Here is a 16478-nt window from a genome sequence, read left to right as displayed (position 1 = left end):
GCTCCTGAACGAGCCGCCGCGCAGGCCCAGGAACGCGCAGATGACCGACAGCGAAACCACCCAGAGCACTGAAAAAGACCAGCCGGCAGCACCTAAGCATCCGTGGACGGAGCTCAAGCCCGACCGTTTCCGCCTGCTGCGCCTGGCACCACTGCCCACCGAGCGCGACGGCGGCGCGCGCCCGCTGCGATTCGTCGAACTTGCGCAACTGGAACGGCATACGCCGGAGCAGAGCCTGCTGCGGATGTTCATCAACATCCCCGGCCAGGTGCGCTCGCGCAAGAACAACGTGCTGGAGGTGTGGGCCGATCACCGCAGCAAGGAACTGCGCTTCGGGCCAGATAACGGATTACAACTGGACCCGGCCAATCGAGGCCTCGGCCGCTTTCTGCTGGCCCAGGGCGCGGCATGGGCGCAGAAGCGCTGGAGCCACTATCTGGTCGAGGGCGGCGCGTTGCCGAAGGATGTGGCGAGCGAAGACCAGCGCCTGCGTCGCGATCACTGCCTGCGCACCCAGGGCTTCGATATCGACTACCCCCAGGCGACGCCGCTCAAGCCAACCTACGGCGCACCGCGGGTCAGCGCCCTGCGAGCGGACTGGAACAGCGAGAAGGTGCAGGTAGTGGAGCTGCAGGAGGCGGCGGCGATGCTGGAACAGGCCGACCGCAACCTGCAGGCACAGGAGAACCAGATTCGTGAGCTGCAGGAGCGAATCGCCCGCTTCCGCCGTGAGGACGGTGCGCTGCGATTCACCATTGTTTGCCTGATTGCGCTGGCGCTGTTCCAGGCCGGCCTGCTGATCTGGATGGCGACCCGCTAACCGCTTACCACCAATGCTCCACCTGCACGCCGAAGTTCGAACCATGGCGGGCATTGCCGAATGCACCGGTGTCTGACAGCGCCGAGCCTTCGGCCATCAGGTTGGCGGCACGCTGAGCCGCCTCGTTCCAGCTGGCATAGGTGTAGTACAGCCGGAACTCCGGCCGCGCCCAGAAGCCAGGGCCGGCGGGTGACCAGGTCGGCGCGATGGTGAACTTCGTCAGTTTGCGCGTACCGTCGGTGGCGTCGATCTGATCATGGCCGACCTCGGCGACGAGCTTGAACTGCTCGCTGAACGCATAGACCGGGCGAGCCCCCACCGACCACCAGTCCTGATCGCCACCGTCGGCGCGCTTGTCCTTCTGATAGACCACCTGAGCCTGGCCGCCGAAGCGCGGGGTCACCTGCCAGTCGAAGTACTCCACCACCCGCCAGCTCTTGGCGCTGTCGTCCAGGGTCACGTCGCCGGTATAGCCTAGGCCGGTGCCCGGCCCTTCACCGTACTGCAGTGCCAGTGTGTTCTTGCCGCCTAGAAAGTCCGACTGCACGTGCTGCACCGTCACCGCCCAACCACTGTTGGCGCCGTCGCGACTGGGCTTGTCGAGGTAGCTCAGGCCGAACTCCAGCTCGCCGCCCGGGTTGCTGTCGAAGCCGCCGACGTTGAAATCGTGGCGAGTGACGTATTCTTCCTGGAACACGCTGTCCTTGCGCGAGAAGGCATAGCTGTACTTCAGCCCGCCGATCTCCATGTCCTCGACGCCGGCGCCGGTGGCGCTCTGGTTCCAGTAGTAGAAGTCGGAGATATGGATGTCGTTGCGCTTGTAGAAGCGCCGCCCGGCCCACAACGAGCCGTTGTTCAGCGCCGGCACCTTGCTCCACTCGGCGTAGGCCTGGACCATCCGCGCCCAGCCGTGGTCGCCGGTGAATTCCGGGGTGTGGTTGTACTGGTTGTACAGCGCCGCCATGCCTTCCAGGCTCAGTACCGAGCCATCGGCGAAGGTGTAGAGGTCCTGGCGCAGGTCCAGCTCGGCGTACTGCTCGCACTCGTTACCGAGGCGGTACTTGCTCGGCGCGCCGGGCAACTGGAAGCACGATTGCGAATCGCTGTTGACCGATTCACCCACGCCGCTACGCATGTAGCCAGTGAATTCCAGGGCGTGGCCGCTCAACGGCAGGGCCATCCCGACAACGGCAGTCGCAACGCCCAGGGCTGTCAGTGTTCTTTTCATATCCACTCCGCTTTTGTTGTTATTGATCGCTGGATCGAGCCGAGACGGCTCTGTTCATTCCTGTAACCGTCCACTTTCATCGACCGCCTGCTGGCAAGGCAGGCGGCAGTTCACTGCGCTGTGCCCGCTCCGTTGGAAACCAGCCGGGTGACCTTGCTCTCGCGCACCGGCTCCGGCTGCACAACGCCAAGCCGCTCGCCGGTCTGCGCATCGAAGAGCAGCGCCTTGCGCGGGTCGAACTGCAGATTGAGCGTCTCCCCCACTCGCGGAGCCTGGTCCGGCATCAACCGGCAACAGGCCTTGACCTGATTCAGCGTGAACACCACCAGGGTGTCTGGCCCGGTGGGTTCGACCACTTCGATGTCGACCGCCAGCGAAAAATCAGCTGTTCCGACTCCGGCGAGGCCGATCTGTTCAGGGCGAATGCCGAGGATGAGTTCGCGATCACGCAGACCGTCATCACTGGTGATCGGCAGCGGCAGCTCACAGCTGCCCTGCTCGCTGTTGAGCACGCCTACCCAGCGTCCGTCGCGCTGACGAATACGCAGCGGCACGAAGTTCATCGGTGGCGAGCCGATGAAGCTGGCGACGAACAGGTTGGCCGGGTTGTTGTAGATCTCGTGCGGAGTACCGAACTGCTGGATCACGCCGTCCTTCATCACCGCGACCTTGTCGCCGAGGGTCATCGCCTCGATCTGATCGTGGGTGACGTACACCGTGGTGGTCTTCAGGCGCTGGTGCATCAGCTTGATTTCGGTGCGCATCTCCACCCGCAGCTTGGCGTCCAGGTTCGACAGCGGCTCATCGAACAGATAGATCTTCGGCCGCCGAGCCAGCGCCCGGCCCATGGCCACGCGCTGCTGCTGGCCGCCGGAGAGCTGCGACGGCTTGCGCTCGAGCAGCGGCTCGATCTGCAGCAGCTTGGCGACCCGCGCCACCTCCTCCTCGATCTTCGCGGCCGGCACCTTGCGCATCTTCAGGCCGAAGGCAATGTTGTCGCGCACGCTCATGGTCGGATAGAGCGCATAGGACTGGAACACCATGGCGATGTCACGATCCTTCGGGCTGGCCTGGCTGATGTCCTCGCCGTCGACGAGAATCTCGCCGCCGGTGATGTTCTCCAGCCCGGCGATGCAGTTCATCAGCGTGGATTTACCGCAGCCCGAAGGCCCGACGAGGATCAGGAATTCACCGGCGTCGATCTTCAGCGCGATGTCCTTCAGCGTTGCGATCTGGCTGTTGCCATAACTCTTTTGAACGTTGCGCAGTTCCAGGGAAGCCATCGTTGTTCTCCTCAACCCTTGACGGCGCCGGCAGTCAGCCCGCGCAGGAAATATTTGCCGGCGACCACGTAGACCACCAGCGTGGGCAGGCCGGCGATCATCGCCGCAGCCATGTCGACGTTGTATTGCTTGGCGCCAGTGCTGGTGTTCACCAGGTTGTTCAGTGCCACGGTGACCGGCTGGGTATCACCACTGGCGAACACCACGCCGAAGAGGAAGTCGTTCCAGATCTGGGTGAACTGCCAAATCAGGCAGACCATGATGATCGGCACCGACATCGGCAGCAGAATGCGCCCGAAGATGGTGAAGAAGCCGGCACCGTCCAGCCGTGCCGCCCGCACCAGTGCGTCCGGCACGCTGACGTAGAAGTTGCGGAAGAACAGCGTGGTGAAGGCCAGGCCATAGACCACGTGCACCAGCACCAGGCCGGTAGTGGTATTGGCCAGGCCGAGCTTGCCGAGGGTGAAGGACGCCGGCAGCAGGATTACCTGAAACGGCAGGAAGCAGCCAAACAGCAGCAGGCCGAAGAACAGCTGCGAGCCACGGAAACGCCACATCGACAGCACATAGCCATTGATCGCACCCAGCGCGGTAGAGATCAAAACGGCCGGAAGGACGATCTTCACCGAATTCCAGAAATAGCCGCCGATACTGTCCCACGCCGTCAGCCAGCCCATGGCGCTGAACGCTTCCGGCCAGCTCAGCAGGTTGCCGGTACGGATGTCTTCCGGGGTCTTGAAGCTGGTCAGCAGCATCACGATCAGCGGCACCAGGTAGACGGCGCAGGCCAGCAACAGGGTGGCATGGATGGTCAGGCGCCCGAGGGTCAGGCGCGGTTGCGCGAAGTCAGACATGGCGCTTGTTCCTCAGCTCGGAATACAGGTACGGCACGATGATCGCCATCACCGCGCCGAGCATCAGCATGGCGCTCGCCGCACCCAGGCCCATCTGGCCGCGGGTGAAGGTGTGGGCGTACATGAACATCGCCGGCAGATCGCTGGAATAGCCCGGCCCACCGGCGGTCATCGCCGCGACCAGGTCAAAGCTCTTGATCGCGATGTGCGCGAGGATCATCAGCGCGCTGAAGAACACCGGCCGCAGACTCGGCAGCACGATGCGCAGGTAGATGGTGGGCAGGCTGGCGCCGTCCACCTGGGCGGCGCGGATGATCGACTGATCGACGCTGCGCAGGCCGGCGAGAAACAGCGCCATGACGAAGCCCGAGGCCTGCCACACCGCTGCGATCACCAGGCAGTAGATGACCCGGTCGGGGTCCACCAGCCAGTCGAAGCGAAAACCTTCCCAACCCCAGTCGCGCAGCAGCTTGTCCAGGCCCAGACCGGGATTGAGCAGCCACTGCCAGGCGGTGCCGGTGACGATCATCGACAGCGCCATGGGGTACAGATAGATGGTGCGGATCAGCCCCTCGCGGCGAATGCGCTGGTCCAGCAGCACGGCGAGCACCACGCCGATCAGCAGACTGATGGCGATGAACATGCCACCGAACACCAGCAGGTTCTGGCTGGCGACCCACCAGCGATCGTTGTCCCACAGGCGCTCGTACTGCTGCAGGCCGGCCCACTTGTAGCTGGGCATGAAGCGTGAGTTGGTGAACGAGAGCAGGAAGGTCCAGCCGATGTAGGCGTAGAAGCCGACCAGTACGATCAGCATGCTCGGCGCCAGAACCAGCTTGGGCAGCCAGCGCTGCAGGGCGTCGAGCGGCGAGGCTTTGGCAGGCCTGGCTTGAAGCGCGATGGAGCTCATGGGTGTGATCCCTCATGGAAATCGGGGATGTCGTCGCCCGCGGCACAGACCGAGGCCTGTGCCGGGACGAACGTTTCGGGAAGCGGGCGGAACGGTCCGCCCTCAGCGTTACTGCACGGCCTGGATCGCCGCCGCCAGTTGCTTGGCCGCCTTTTGCGGGTCGGCCTTGGGGTCGTTGAAGAAGTTGGTGACGACGTCGAACACCGCGCCCTGCACATAGCTCGAAGCCGCCATGCCATGGGTCAGGCTGGGCTGCAGGCCGCTGCCCTTGGCGGCCTCCTTGAAGTCGGTCATCGACTGCTGGGCGCAGGCGTCGAACTCGCTCATGTCCTGGTCCTGGCGAACCGGGATAGAGCCCTTGTTCTGATTGAAGAAGGTCTGGAATTCCGGCTCCAGCACCGTGCGCGCCAGGTCTTCCTGAGCCTTGCGGTTGTCATCGTTGCTGAGCTTGAACATGGCCAGCGAATCGATATTGAAGGCAAAACTGCCCTGGGTGCCGGGGAACGGCAGGCACTGGTAGTCCTCGCCAGCCACCTTGTTGGCGGCGGTGAACTCGCTCTTGGCCCAGTCGCCCATGATCTGCATGCCGGCCTTGCCGTCGATGACCATGCCGGTGGCACGGTTCCATTCGCGCCCGGCCGCGTCGGCGTCGATGTAGTCGCGCAACTTCTTCAGTGCGGTGAAGGCCTGAACCATCTTGTCGCCGGTCAGGGTGTCGTTATCCAGCTCGACGAAGGCCTTGTGATAGTCGTCCGGGCCGAGAATGCTCAGTACAAAGCCCTCGAACACGGTGCCGTCCTGCCAGGGCTGGCCGCCGTGGGCAACCGGAATGAAGCCGGCAGCCTTGAGCTTGTCGGCTGCGGCGAAGAATTCGTCGAGGGTCTTCGGCGGCGTGGCGCCGGCCTTCTCGAACACCTCCGGGTTGATCCACAGCCAGTTGACCCGATGCACGTTGACCGGCACCGCAACGTAGGAACCGTCGTACTGCATGATCTTGCGCACCTGCTCGGGCAGCATTTCGTCCCAGCGTTCGGCCTTGGCGGTGTGATCAAGATTGGCGAGCAGGCCGAGTTCGCCCCACTCCTGGATGTCCGGGCCCTTGATCTGTGCGGCGGACGGCGGGTTGCCGGAAACAGCGCGGGTCTTCAGTACGGTCATGGCAGCCTCGCCACCACCGCCGGCGACGGCGAAGTCCTTCCAGGTATGGCCTTTCTGCTCGACCAGCTTCTGCAGGGTGTCGGCGGCGCGCTTCTCGCCACCGGAAGTCCACCAGTGCAGAACTTCGACCTCGCCGGCATGGGCGAGCAATGGCAGGGCAAGGGAAACGGAAAGAGCGAGACGATGGATCGCGTTCATGTAGAGGCACCTTCTTGTTTTTATCCGGCAAGTCATGGTCGCTTGCGATGGACCGAGTCTATGCGCAGGGAAATGGACACTGGGTAACGAAGGGATGGGCGATGGTCACAGAGCCGTTACAAAGCCGCAGCGATCGTAACGAGGTGCACTGAGCCGGATCAGCGCGGCAAGGTCAGCGTCACCCTCAGCCCTCCCTGCTGCAGATTGCGCATGCTCAGTTCGCCACCGTGGGCGTGGGCGATATTCCGTGCGATACCGAGCCCCAGCCCGTAGCCCTGCTGCTGCCCCGAGAGCCGCACGTGGGGTTCAAAGACATGCTCAAGACGCTGCTCGGGCACGCCCGGGCCCTCGTCATCGACGTGCAGCACCAGCGCCCCCTTGCCGTCCTCGACATGCAGGTGGGCGCGCTCACCGTACTTCAGGGCATTGTCCAGCAGATTGCCGATGCAGCGCTTGAGCGCCAGCGGTTTGCCCGGATAAGGCGCCGAAGCCCGGCCGTCCAGGGTCACGCGGGTCTGGTCGCAGGCCTGATAGGGCTCGACGATATGCTCGAGCAGCAGATTGAGGTCCACCGCCTCGATGTTCTCGTGGATGTCGGTGTCCTTCACGCATTGCAGTGCGCCCTTGACCAGCAGCTCCAGCTCGTCGAGGTCACGGGTGAACTTGATCTGCTGGGCTTCATCTTCCAGCAGCTCGACACGCAGACGCAGGCGCGTGATGGGCGTGCGCAGGTCATGGGAGATCGCGCTGAACAATTGGCCTCGCTCGGTCAGGTAGCGACTGATGCGCTGGCGCATGTTGTTGAAGGCACGGCTCACCTCGACGATCTCGCTGGCGCCGGCCTCGGTCAGCGGCTGCACCTCGGCGCCCAGCGACAACTCCCGCGCCGCCTTGGCCAGGCGCTTCAGTGGCCGGCTCTGCCAGCGCACCAGCAGGCCGATGAACAGCAGCAGAAAGGCGCTGGTAAGCACGATGAACCACAACTGCTGGGCCGGCAGCCCCTCGTCCTCCAGGCTGACGTAGGGAGCTGGCATCAGCGAGGCCAGATAGAGCCATTCCTGCGGGGCGATCTGGATCTGCGTCACCAGCACCGGCGGTGACAGCGGTTCGAGGCCCAGCGCGTAGTGCGCCCAGGAGCGCGGCAACTCATCGAGCGTGATGCCGCTGTTGAAGATGCGCAGGTCATCGGGGCTGACGAACTCGATGTTCAGGTCCACCGCACCGCCCAAGCGCTGGCGCAATACCTGCTCTACCTCATGCAGGACGGCACGCTTGCGCGGCGTTTCCGGGAGGATCTCCATGTCCAGCGGCTTGTCGTTGAGCGACACGAAGAAACGTGTACCGCCCATGCTGCGCAACTGATCGAGCACCAATGGGCGATAGCCCAGCGGCAGCGAACGGAAGTAGCTGACGCTGGCCGCCATCGACTGCGCCAGGCTGCGGGCGCTGGTGAGCAAGCCTTCCATCTGGTTGGCGCGCAGCTGGGACAGCCAGATCAGGCTCGAAAGGCCCTGGGCCAGCAACACCGCCAGCAGGGTCAGCAACAGCATCCGTCCGAGCAGCGAACGTGGCACCAGCCGCAGACGCCGCCGCTCAGTGCGCAGATTCATGGTGCGGCGTCACCTGGGTAGCCAACAAGTAACCGCTGCCTCGTACCGTGCGGATCAGCCGCGGCGACTTGCCGGTGTCGCGCAGGCGCTGGCGCAGGCGACTGACCGCCATGTCGACGATACGCTCCAGCGGCATCACCTCGCGGCCACGGGTGGCGTTGGCGATGGTGTCGCGGTCGAGGATCTGCTGTGGATGATCGAGAAACAGCTTGAGCAGGGCGAAATCGGCGCCGGAGAGAAAGACCTCCTCGCCGTCGGCGTGGAACAGGCGGTGGCTGATCATGTCCAGCCGCCACTCATCGAAGGCCAGAACATCACTGCCGCGTTCCTGGGCGAAGCTGACGCGTCGCAGCAGTGCCTTGATCCGCGCGAGCAATTCGCGCGGGCTGAACGGCTTACCCAGGTAGTCGTCGGCGCCCAGCTCCAGGCCGACGACCCGATCGGCCTCGTCGGAGCTGGCGGTGAGCATGATGATCGGCATCGAAGCCAGCCGCTCGTGCTGGCGAATCCAGCGGCACAGGCTGAAGCCGTCCTCGTCGGGCAGCATCACGTCGAGAATCACCAGATCGGCCGGCTCGGCACACAGCGCCGCGCGAAACTGCCCGCCGTCCGGCACGCCGCGCACATGAAAGCCCGAGCGGCTGAGATAGGTCTGCAACAGTTCGCGGATTTCCTGATCGTCGTCGACCAGAAGGATGTTCTTACCTGCTTGGCTCACGTCACGTCCCTTTTCTTGTTGTTATGGGGTCACCCGTCGACCCGCCATGTCGCAGCCTAGGCTCCCTCCAACAACGGTTGCAATGCCACGCCCGCGCCCTCGAGGCCCGGATACGGCGCGGTCACCAGCCAGACCGGCAGGCGATCGAAATAGCGGCTCATCTGCCCCTTCTCACGCAACGCCTCGCTGAAACCGCTGCGCAGGAACATCTCGGCGAAACGCGGCACCACGCCACCGACGATGTAAACGCCGCCGCGGGCACCGAGGGTCAGCACGTTATCGCCGACGATACGCCCCAACCAGCGGCAGAACTGCTCCAGCACCGCCGCGGCGTAGGCATCGCCGGCCAGCGCGGCCTTGGTGATACCTGCGGGCGAATCGAACGCCACCTGCTGCCCATCCAGTGCACAGCAGGCACGGTAGAGCGTGAGCAGCCCCGGACCGCTGAGCACCGCCTCGGCATTCACATGGCCGAGCGAACGATGCAGATGCGCCCAGATCGCCGCCTCGCGCTCGCTGCCGACGGGAAGGCAGATATGCCCGCCCTCGCCCGGCAAGGCGCGCCAACCGCCGCCAGACAGTGGCAGCAATCCGGCGACTCCGAGCCCGGTGCCGGGCCCTATGACCAGCCGCGGCCGTCCCGGTTCTGGCTCGCCATCGCAAACCGTGATGCGCTCACCATCGTGCAGCCGCGTCATGCCGAGGGCCATAGCGGTGAAATCGTTGATCAGCAACAGCTCCTTCACACCCAGCTCGCGGCAGAAGGCTTCGCGGCTCAGCTGCCAATGGTTGTTGGTGAAACGAAACAGATCGCCGCCGACCGGCCCGGCACAGGCCAGGCACACCGCCTCAAGGGTTTCCAGCGGCTGATCGACTTCACTCAGGTACGCAAGGATCGCCAGCTCCGGCCGCGCATGGTCGGCCGTGGGAATCACGCGAATCTGCTCGATACGCTGGTCGCGCCACAGCGCGAAACGTGCATTGGTACCGCCAATATCTCCAACCAGCGCCGTCTTCACTTCAGCGCCTCCAGACTCTCGGTAAATGCACTGGCGCCCTGCTCTGCTGTGCTGAACGAGGCGCGCATGAAGGCAAAGAGCTCCCGACCGCAGCCGATGCCCATGTCTTCGGGCCGAATCGCCGGTTCCCGCGCATCCCATTCGGCGGGATCGACCAGTGCTCGCAGTTCGCCGTTCTCGCCGTCGACGCGGAGGATGTCGCCATCGCGCACCCGCGCCAGCGGCCCGCCGTCCAGTGCCTCCGGGCAGACATGAATGGCCGCCGGCACCTTGCCCGAAGCACCGGACATGCGCCCGTCGGTGACCAGCGCCACCTTGTAGCCGCGGTCCTGCAGCACACCGAGAAACGGCGTGAGCTTGTGCAGTTCGGGCATGCCATTGGCTTTCGGCCCCTGAAAACGCACCACGGCAATGAAGTCGCGCTCCAGCTCCCCGGCCTTGAACGCCGCAGCCAACTCGCTCTGATCGATGAATACCCGCGCCGGCGCCTCGACAAAACGGTGCTCGGGCGCCACGGCAGAAATTTTCGTCACGCCGCGGCCGAGGTTGCCTTCCAGCACGCGCAGCCCGCCCTCCGGCGAGAATGGCCGCTCGGCCGGGCGCAGGATGTTCTCGTCAAGGCTCTGCGCCGGGCCGTCGCGCCACACCAGCTTGTCACCGTCGAGGAACGGCTCCTGGATGTAGCGCCGCAGGCCCTTGCCGACGACGGTATGCACGTCCTCGTGCAACAGACCGGCGTCGATCAGCGTGCGCACCATGAACGGCACCCCGCCACAGGCGTGGAAATGGTTCACGTCGGCCTGGCCGTTGGGGTAGACCTTGGCCAGCGTCGGCACCACCTCGGAAAGATCGGCCATGTCCTGCCAGGTCAGCTGGATGCCGGCGGCGCGGGCGAACGCCGGGATATGCAGGGTGTGGTTGGTCGAACCACCGGTGGCGTTGAGCGCGACCACCGAGTTGACGATGGATTTCTCGTCGACCACCTGACACAGCGGTGTGTAGTTGCCGGCCTGATGGGTCAGGCGCGTGACCTGGTGCGCCGCCTCCCGGGTCAGCGCATCGCGCAGCGGCGTGTAAGGGTTGACGAACGACGACCCTGGCAGGTGCAGGCCCATGATCTCCATCACCACCTGATTGGTGTTGGCGGTGCCGTAGAAGGTGCAGGTGCCGGGGCTGTGATAGGACTTCATCTCCGACTCCAGCAGCTCCTCGCGGCTGGCCTTGCCTTCGGCGTAACGCTGGCGCACCTCGGCCTTCGCCTTGTTCGGAATCCCCGAGGGCATCGGCCCGCCCGGCACGAAGATGGTCGGCAGATGGCCGAAGCGCAGCGCGCCGATCATCAGACCCGGGACGATCTTGTCGCAGATGCCGAGCATCAATGCCGCATCGAACATGTTGTGCGACAGCGCGACTGCCGTGCTCATGGCGATCACTTCGCGGCTGGCCAGGCTCATTTCCATGCCCGCCTCGCCCTGGGTCACGCCATCGCACATCGCCGGGACGCCGCCGGCGTACTGGCCGACCGAGCCGATCTCACGCAGCGCCTGGCGAATCATTTCCGGAAAATGCTCATAGGGCTGATGCGCCGAGAGCATGTCGTTGTACGCCGAGACGATGGCCACGTTTGCCGCGTTCATCAGGCGCAGGCTCTGCTTGTCCTCGCCGGAATTGCAGCCGGCGACACCGTGGGCAAAGTTGGCACACTGCAGCTTGCCGCGCTGCGGACCCTCACTGGCGGCGGCGGCCATCATCGCCAGATAGCGCTCGCGGGTCTTGCGGCTGCGCTCGACCAGGCGCTCGGTGACTTCTAGAACTCGCGGATGCATGCCTCACTCCTGCTGCAAAATTCAACTGTGGTTGAAGGGCTCAACGCTTGGTTGAAAGCTCAGACAACCATAAACCATCCAGGGTCAGTTGGCGTTCGGACACGACGCGATGCCGGCATGGAAGCGGCGACCAAGAGCCTGAGTTCGCCGGTTGGAGGTGGCTTGGCGCTTATTGCGCAGGCTCGTCTCCGCGCGGCTCGTCTGCCGATGTTTCTTCTTCGGCTTCCAGCAGATCGTCGAAGTCGGTCTTCAGGCCCTGCTCCATGCCGTCGAGTTCGGCCAGCAGGCTGCGGAAGCTGGTCTGCTCACGCAGTGGGGCCTGCGGCTCATCTGCAACTTCATCGGCCCGCGCCTGCAAGGCGACAGGCACGGGGGCATCCTCGTCGTCGAGTACCGGGCGCAGCTCGGGCTCCATTTCGCGCAGCACGGCCAGCGGCGGCAGTTCATCCAGATTCTTCAGGTTGAAATGATCGAGAAACTGCCGGGTCGTGGCGAACATCGCCGGCCGACCCGGCACGTCACGATGGCCAACCACACGAATCCACTCGCGCTCCTGCAGCGTCTTGACGATCTGGCTGTTCACCGCGACGCCGCGGATATCCTCGATCTCGCCACGGGTGATCGGCTGGCGGTAGGCAATCAGCGCCAGGGTTTCCAGCAGCGCGCGAGAGTAACGCTGGGGGCGCTCTTCCCAGAGCCGGCCGACCCATGGCGAAAAGCGCTGACGCACCTGCAGGCGGTAACCGCTGGCGACTTCCTTGAGTTCGAAGGCGCGGCCCTTGCAGGACTTTTCCAGCACTTCGAGGGCCTTCTTCAGCTGTGCCGAAGACGGCCGCTCGGCTTCCTCGAAGAGTTCGCCGAGGCGCTCCAGGGAGAGCGGTTTGCCGGATGCGAGCAGAAAGGCTTCGAGCAGAGAAGCGAGATCCTTGGGATCGGACAGGTCCACGATTGACTCCTGCAAATGCCTATTCGGTACGGCTGCGCACATGAATCGGCGCAAAGGGTTCGTTCTGCACCAGCTCGACCAACGACTCCTTGATCAGCTCGAGCACAGCCATGAAGGTCACCACCACGCCGAGTCGCCCTTCCTCGATGCGGAACAGCGCTACGAAGGGGACGAAACCACCGTCCTTCAGTCGTTCGAGCACTTCGCTCATGCGCTCGCGGGTCGACAACGCTTCGCGGGTGACCTGATGGCTCTCGAACATGTCGGCGCGGCGCAGCACCTCGGCCATCGACACCAGCAGCTCTTCCAGGCTCACGTCCGGCAGCAGCTTACGCGCCCGAGCCTCGGGTGCATCGAGACGCGGCACCTGCAGGTCGCGGCCGACCCGTGGCAGCTCGTCGATGTCCTCGGCGGCGGCCTTGAAACGTTCGTACTCCTGCAGCCGGCGGATCAGCTCGGCGCGCGGATCATCCTCTTCTTCGGCGACCTCAGCCGAGCGCGGCAGCAGCATGCGTGACTTGATCTCGGCGAGCATCGCGGCCATCACCAGATACTCGGCGGCCAACTCCAGGCGCACCGATTTCATCAGCTCGACGTAACCCATGTACTGCCGGGTGATCTCGGCCACCGGAATATCGAGGATGTCGATGTTCTGCTTGCGGATCAGGTAGAGCAGAAGATCCAGCGGGCCTTCGAAGGCTTCGAGAAAGACTTCCAGCGCATCCGGCGGAATGTAGAGGTCCAGCGGCAGCTCGGTCACCGCCTCGCCATAGACCAGCGCCAGGCGTAGCTGCTCGCCGGGCTGGATCGCTTCGGGACTGGGGGACTCGGTGTGCTGCATGAAAATCCTTCGGAGCCGGCCGCTTAGGCGCCGCTCAGCGGTAATTCAGGCCCATCGCCTGGCGAACTTCGATCAGCGTCTCACGGGCCTCGTCACGGGCGTGCTCCGCACCTTCTGCGAGGATGCTGCGGACCAAGTCGGGATTCTGCTCGTAGTCCAACGCGCGCTCCTGCAGGGGTGTCAGATCAGCCTTGATCGAGTCGATCAGCGGCCCCTTGCACTCCAGGCAGCCGATGCCGGCGCTGCGGCAACCCTGCTCTGCCCACTGGCAGACGGCCTCTTCGGAGTGCACCAGATGCATCTGCCACACCGGGCAGCGCGTCGGTTCACCGGGATCGCTGCGATGCACGCGGGCCGGATCGGTGGGCATACGGCGAATCTTCTCCTCGATCTCGTTCGTCGTATCGCGCAGGTAGATCGCATTGCTGTTGGACTTCGCCATCTTGCCGCCGTCGAGCCCGGAAATCTTCGGTTGCTCGCCGAGCAGCGCCTGCGGTTCCGGCAGCAGCAGCTTGCCGCAACCTTCCAGGTAGCCGTAAAGCCGCTCCTGATCGCCGATGGTGATGGTCTGCTGTTCCTTGATGACCGCACGAGCGGTGTTCAGCGCCTCGACGTCGCCCTGCTCCTGATAGCTCTTGCGCAGGCTGACGTACAGCTTGGAGGTCTTCTTGCCGAGCTTGCGGATCGCCGCTTCGGCCTTGCCCTCGAAATCCGCTTCGCGGCCATAGAGATGGTTGAAACGTCGCGCCACGTCGCGGGCGAATTCGATATGCGGCAGCTGGTCGGCGCCGACCGGCACCAGCCCGGCGCGATAGATCAGGATGTCCGCCGCCTGCAGCAGGGGATATCCGAGGAAGCCATAGGTATCCAGGTCCTTGTGCTGCAAATTCTGCTGCAGCTCCTTGTAGGATGGCACCCGCTCCAGCCAGCCCAGTGGGCAGATCATCGACAGCAGCAGGTGCAGCTCGGCGTGCTCCGGCACCTGTGACTGGATGAACAGCGTCGCTGAACTGGGACTGACGCCGGCAGCCAGCCAGTCCACCGCCATATCCATGATGTTCTGCGAGATTTCGCCGGAGCTTTCGTAGTCGGTGGTCAGCGCGTGCCAGTCGACGATGCAGAAGAAACACTCGTACTCGTGCTGCAGCCTGACCCAGTTCTTCAATACGCCGTTGTAATGACCGAGATGAAGCCGGCCGCTGGGACGCATGCCGGAAACCACGCGCCGCTGTGAATCCATGGAGCTCAAAAGGGTGTCCTTGATTAATTGGCCTGTTTGGTAAGTTCAGTTGGTCAATTTCGGCGGCCATGGCCCAGATACCGCGTTGCTGCGCCCTGTCTCGGAGCCATGTTCACCCGAACTTGCCTCAACCCTCTCACCGACAGGCCAGATGGTGTACAGGCACGCTCGCCATCCAGGCTCAAGCCATGAAGGGTTCGGGATCGCCGCAGCCGACCCGTATCACTTCTGGCCGATCGTCGACCAGGCTGACCACGGTCGATGCTTCGAGGCCACCGTAACCGCCATCGATGATCAGGTCTACCTGATGCTCCAGCGCGTCACGCATCTCGTAGGGGTCGCTCATCGGCAGGTCTTCACCGGGAAGGATCAGGCTGACGCTCATCAGCGGCTCACCGAGTTCTTCCAGCAGCGCCTGGGCGATCGGCTGTGCCGGCACGCGCAGGCCGATGGTGCGGCGCTTGGGGTGCAGCAACATGCGCGGCACCTCGCGGGTAGCCGACAGGATGATAGTGTAGGGACCGGGCAGATGAGCCTTGAGCAGGCGAAAGGCCGCGGTATCGACCTTGGCGAAAAGGCCAAGCTGCGACAGATCGCGACAGGCCAGCGTAAAGTTGTGCTTGTCATCGAGCTGGCGCAGCCGGCGAATGCGTTCGATGCCGGCCTTGTTACCCATCGAGCAGCCGACGGCATAACTGGAGTCGGTCGGGTAGACCACTACCCCGCCCTTGCGGATGATTTCCACGGCCTGTTTGATCAGGCGCGGTTGCGGGTTGTCCGGATGGATCTGAAAGAACTGGCTCATGGAAACTCCCTGTTCAGCTGGCAGCAGGTATGCGGCGCTCATGATCGAAATGTCTCCAAAGCGGCGACAGGTCCTCCGGCAGGCTGCGGTACAGCCCCAGTTCCGACCAGTCGCCGGGCGCATGGAAATCACTGCCCACTGTGGCCATCATGCCCAACTCACGTACCAGGATCGACAGACCGCCGACCTGTTCCAGCGGCTGCATGCCGTTGACCACCTCCAGCGCGTGACCGCCGGCCTGGGCGAAATCGATCACCAGCCGGCGCCGCTTGCTGCGGGTGAAATCGTACTGCCACGGGTGCGCCAGGCTGATCCACGCACCTGCGTCACGCAAGGTCTGGACCGTCTGCTCCAGGCTCGGCCAATGCTGCTTGACGTCGCCGAGCTTGCCCGAACCCAGCCATTTGCGAAACGCTTCGGCACGGTCGCGGACATGACCGGCACGCACGAGAAAATCGGCGAAATGCGGTCGCGCCGGTGCGTTGCCGCTGTCGCCGAGTTCCTGCTGAAGCGCCCGCGCGCCTTCCAGCGCACCCGGCATCCCCTTCGCTTCGAGGCGCTGGCCGATCAGTTCGGCGCGGCGCCAACGTCCTTCGTGCAGTTGTGCGATCGCCTGCCGCAGCGCAGGCGCATCAGCGTCGAAGGCGTAGCCCAATACATGAATGGTAGCCCCGTTCCACAGGCAAGAGAGCTCGATGCCATTGACCAGCTGCATGCCGAGCGCCTGCGCAGTTGCCCGCGCCTCGGCAAGGCCGTCGACCGTGTCGTGGTCGGTGAGCGCCAGCATCTCGATACCACGCGCATGGGCTCGCTCCACCAGTTTGGCAGGCGCCAGCGCGCCGTCCGAGGCGGTGCTGTGGCAATGCAGATCGACAATCATCTGGTAACGCGCTCCAGTGAGATGCAGACACCTCGATAAGAATCCGTAAGCCTGCGGCGATAAGGCTTCACCGGCCCGAAAGACGGGGTGCTCCGGCGCAAACGGCCGACTAGTCTAACGCCGCACCGGCGCTTTGGCTCGT

15 protein-coding genes are annotated in these 16478 nt (G+C 64.2%); 1 reads left to right on the top strand and 14 read right to left on the bottom strand.

The features are described 5' to 3' along the window. The first annotated feature begins 40 nt into the window (after positions 1–40). The gene (locus LLJ08_RS08470; protein WP_042926853.1) at positions 41–820 is read left to right on the top strand and encodes a hypothetical protein; all 780 of its coding nucleotides are present in this window, start codon (positions 41–43) and stop codon (positions 818–820) included. A gap of 4 nt (positions 821–824) precedes the next feature. On the opposite strand, the gene LLJ08_RS08465 is transcribed toward LLJ08_RS08470, so the two are convergent. From LLJ08_RS08465 to LLJ08_RS08400, 14 genes are all read right to left on the bottom strand, one after another. Beyond that, on the bottom strand, positions 825–2048 hold the full coding sequence (locus tag LLJ08_RS08465) for a maltoporin (protein ID WP_228208673.1): 1224 nt from the start codon (positions 2046–2048) through the stop codon (positions 825–827). Between the two features lie 110 nt (positions 2049–2158). Continuing rightward, positions 2159–3331 carry an ABC transporter ATP-binding protein gene (locus LLJ08_RS08460; protein WP_041014359.1) on the bottom strand — a complete coding sequence of 391 codons (1173 nt, stop codon included), beginning with the start codon at positions 3329–3331 and terminating at the stop codon, positions 2159–2161. 11 nt (positions 3332–3342) lie between these two features. Then, positions 3343–4185 (bottom strand): carbohydrate ABC transporter permease, encoded by an 843-nt coding sequence (locus LLJ08_RS08455; protein ID WP_014820739.1) that lies wholly within the window; start codon positions 4183–4185, stop codon positions 3343–3345. Beyond that, positions 4178–5095: a carbohydrate ABC transporter permease gene (locus LLJ08_RS08450; protein ID WP_014820740.1), complete on the bottom strand. Its 918-nt coding sequence runs from the start codon at positions 5093–5095 to the stop codon at positions 4178–4180. Before LLJ08_RS08450 ends, LLJ08_RS08455 begins: the two co-directional genes overlap by 8 nt. A 108-nt stretch (positions 5096–5203) precedes the next feature. After that, positions 5204–6451 (bottom strand): ABC transporter substrate-binding protein, encoded by a 1248-nt coding sequence (locus LLJ08_RS08445; protein ID WP_228208672.1) that lies wholly within the window; start codon positions 6449–6451, stop codon positions 5204–5206. A gap of 158 nt (positions 6452–6609) precedes the next feature. Further along, entirely contained in the window at positions 6610–8061 is a 1452-nt protein-coding gene (locus LLJ08_RS08440) for an ATP-binding protein (protein WP_041014361.1), read from the bottom strand. Next, positions 8045–8779 (bottom strand): response regulator, encoded by a 735-nt coding sequence (locus LLJ08_RS08435; RefSeq protein ID WP_003280657.1) that lies wholly within the window; start codon positions 8777–8779, stop codon positions 8045–8047. Before LLJ08_RS08435 ends, LLJ08_RS08440 begins: the two co-directional genes overlap by 17 nt. 56 nt (positions 8780–8835) lie before the next feature. Beyond that, entirely contained in the window at positions 8836–9798 is a 963-nt protein-coding gene (locus LLJ08_RS08430; RefSeq protein WP_228208671.1) for a glucokinase, read from the bottom strand. Then, positions 9795–11624, bottom strand: coding sequence for a phosphogluconate dehydratase (gene edd / locus LLJ08_RS08425; protein ID WP_228208670.1), 1830 nt, complete (start codon positions 11622–11624; stop codon positions 9795–9797). Before edd ends, LLJ08_RS08430 begins: the two co-directional genes overlap by 4 nt. A gap of 169 nt (positions 11625–11793) precedes the next feature. After that, complete coding sequence (scpB, locus tag LLJ08_RS08420; protein WP_101274952.1) at positions 11794–12570, bottom strand: SMC-Scp complex subunit ScpB; 777 nt, start codon at positions 12568–12570, stop codon at positions 11794–11796. 19 nt (positions 12571–12589) lie between these two features. Next, complete coding sequence (locus tag LLJ08_RS08415; protein WP_256445919.1) at positions 12590–13411, bottom strand: segregation and condensation protein A; 822 nt, start codon at positions 13409–13411, stop codon at positions 12590–12592. Positions 13412–13445: 34 nt separating this feature from the next. Next, on the bottom strand, positions 13446–14651 hold the full coding sequence (locus LLJ08_RS08410) for a tryptophan--tRNA ligase (protein ID WP_228208915.1): 1206 nt from the start codon (positions 14649–14651) through the stop codon (positions 13446–13448). A gap of 181 nt (positions 14652–14832) precedes the next feature. Further along, the gene (locus tag LLJ08_RS08405; protein WP_014820748.1) at positions 14833–15456 is read right to left on the bottom strand and encodes an L-threonylcarbamoyladenylate synthase; all 624 of its coding nucleotides are present in this window, start codon (positions 15454–15456) and stop codon (positions 14833–14835) included. Positions 15457–15469: 13 nt separating this feature from the next. Beyond that, a complete protein-coding gene (locus LLJ08_RS08400) occupies positions 15470–16336 on the bottom strand; it encodes a PHP domain-containing protein (protein WP_228208669.1) in 867 nt (288 codons plus the stop codon). Positions 16337–16478: the final 142 nt, after the last annotated feature.

Origin of the sequence: Stutzerimonas chloritidismutans, assembly GCF_020783375.1 — a bacterium.
Lineage (GTDB): Bacteria > Pseudomonadota > Gammaproteobacteria > Pseudomonadales > Pseudomonadaceae > Stutzerimonas > Stutzerimonas kunmingensis.
Note: the sequence above shows the minus strand (reverse complement) of the source record. Positions and strands in the feature narration are given on the sequence as shown.

Coding starts and splice junctions, on each gene's coding strand:
- LLJ08_RS08440 (WP_041014361.1), bottom strand. CDS start 8,061: ATGAATCTGCGCACTGAGCGGCGGCGTCTGCGGCTGGTGCCACGTTCG.
- LLJ08_RS08400 (WP_228208669.1), bottom strand. CDS start 16,336: ATGATTGTCGATCTGCATTGCCACAGCACCGCCTCGGACGGCGCGCTG.
- LLJ08_RS08455 (WP_014820739.1), bottom strand. CDS start 4,185: ATGTCTGACTTCGCGCAACCGCGCCTGACCCTCGGGCGCCTGACCATC.
- LLJ08_RS08405 (WP_014820748.1), bottom strand. CDS start 15,456: ATGAGCCAGTTCTTTCAGATCCATCCGGACAACCCGCAACCGCGCCTG.
- LLJ08_RS08445 (WP_228208672.1), bottom strand. CDS start 6,451: ATGAACGCGATCCATCGTCTCGCTCTTTCCGTTTCCCTTGCCCTGCCA.
- LLJ08_RS08410 (WP_228208915.1), bottom strand. CDS start 14,651: ATGGATTCACAGCGGCGCGTGGTTTCCGGCATGCGTCCCAGCGGCCGG.
- LLJ08_RS08415 (WP_256445919.1), bottom strand. CDS start 13,411: ATGCAGCACACCGAGTCCCCCAGTCCCGAAGCGATCCAGCCCGGCGAG.
- edd (WP_228208670.1), bottom strand. CDS start 11,624: ATGCATCCGCGAGTTCTAGAAGTCACCGAGCGCCTGGTCGAGCGCAGC.
- LLJ08_RS08470 (WP_042926853.1), top strand. CDS start 41: ATGACCGACAGCGAAACCACCCAGAGCACTGAAAAAGACCAGCCGGCA.
- LLJ08_RS08460 (WP_041014359.1), bottom strand. CDS start 3,331: ATGGCTTCCCTGGAACTGCGCAACGTTCAAAAGAGTTATGGCAACAGC.
- LLJ08_RS08450 (WP_014820740.1), bottom strand. CDS start 5,095: ATGAGCTCCATCGCGCTTCAAGCCAGGCCTGCCAAAGCCTCGCCGCTC.
- LLJ08_RS08465 (WP_228208673.1), bottom strand. CDS start 2,048: ATGAAAAGAACACTGACAGCCCTGGGCGTTGCGACTGCCGTTGTCGGG.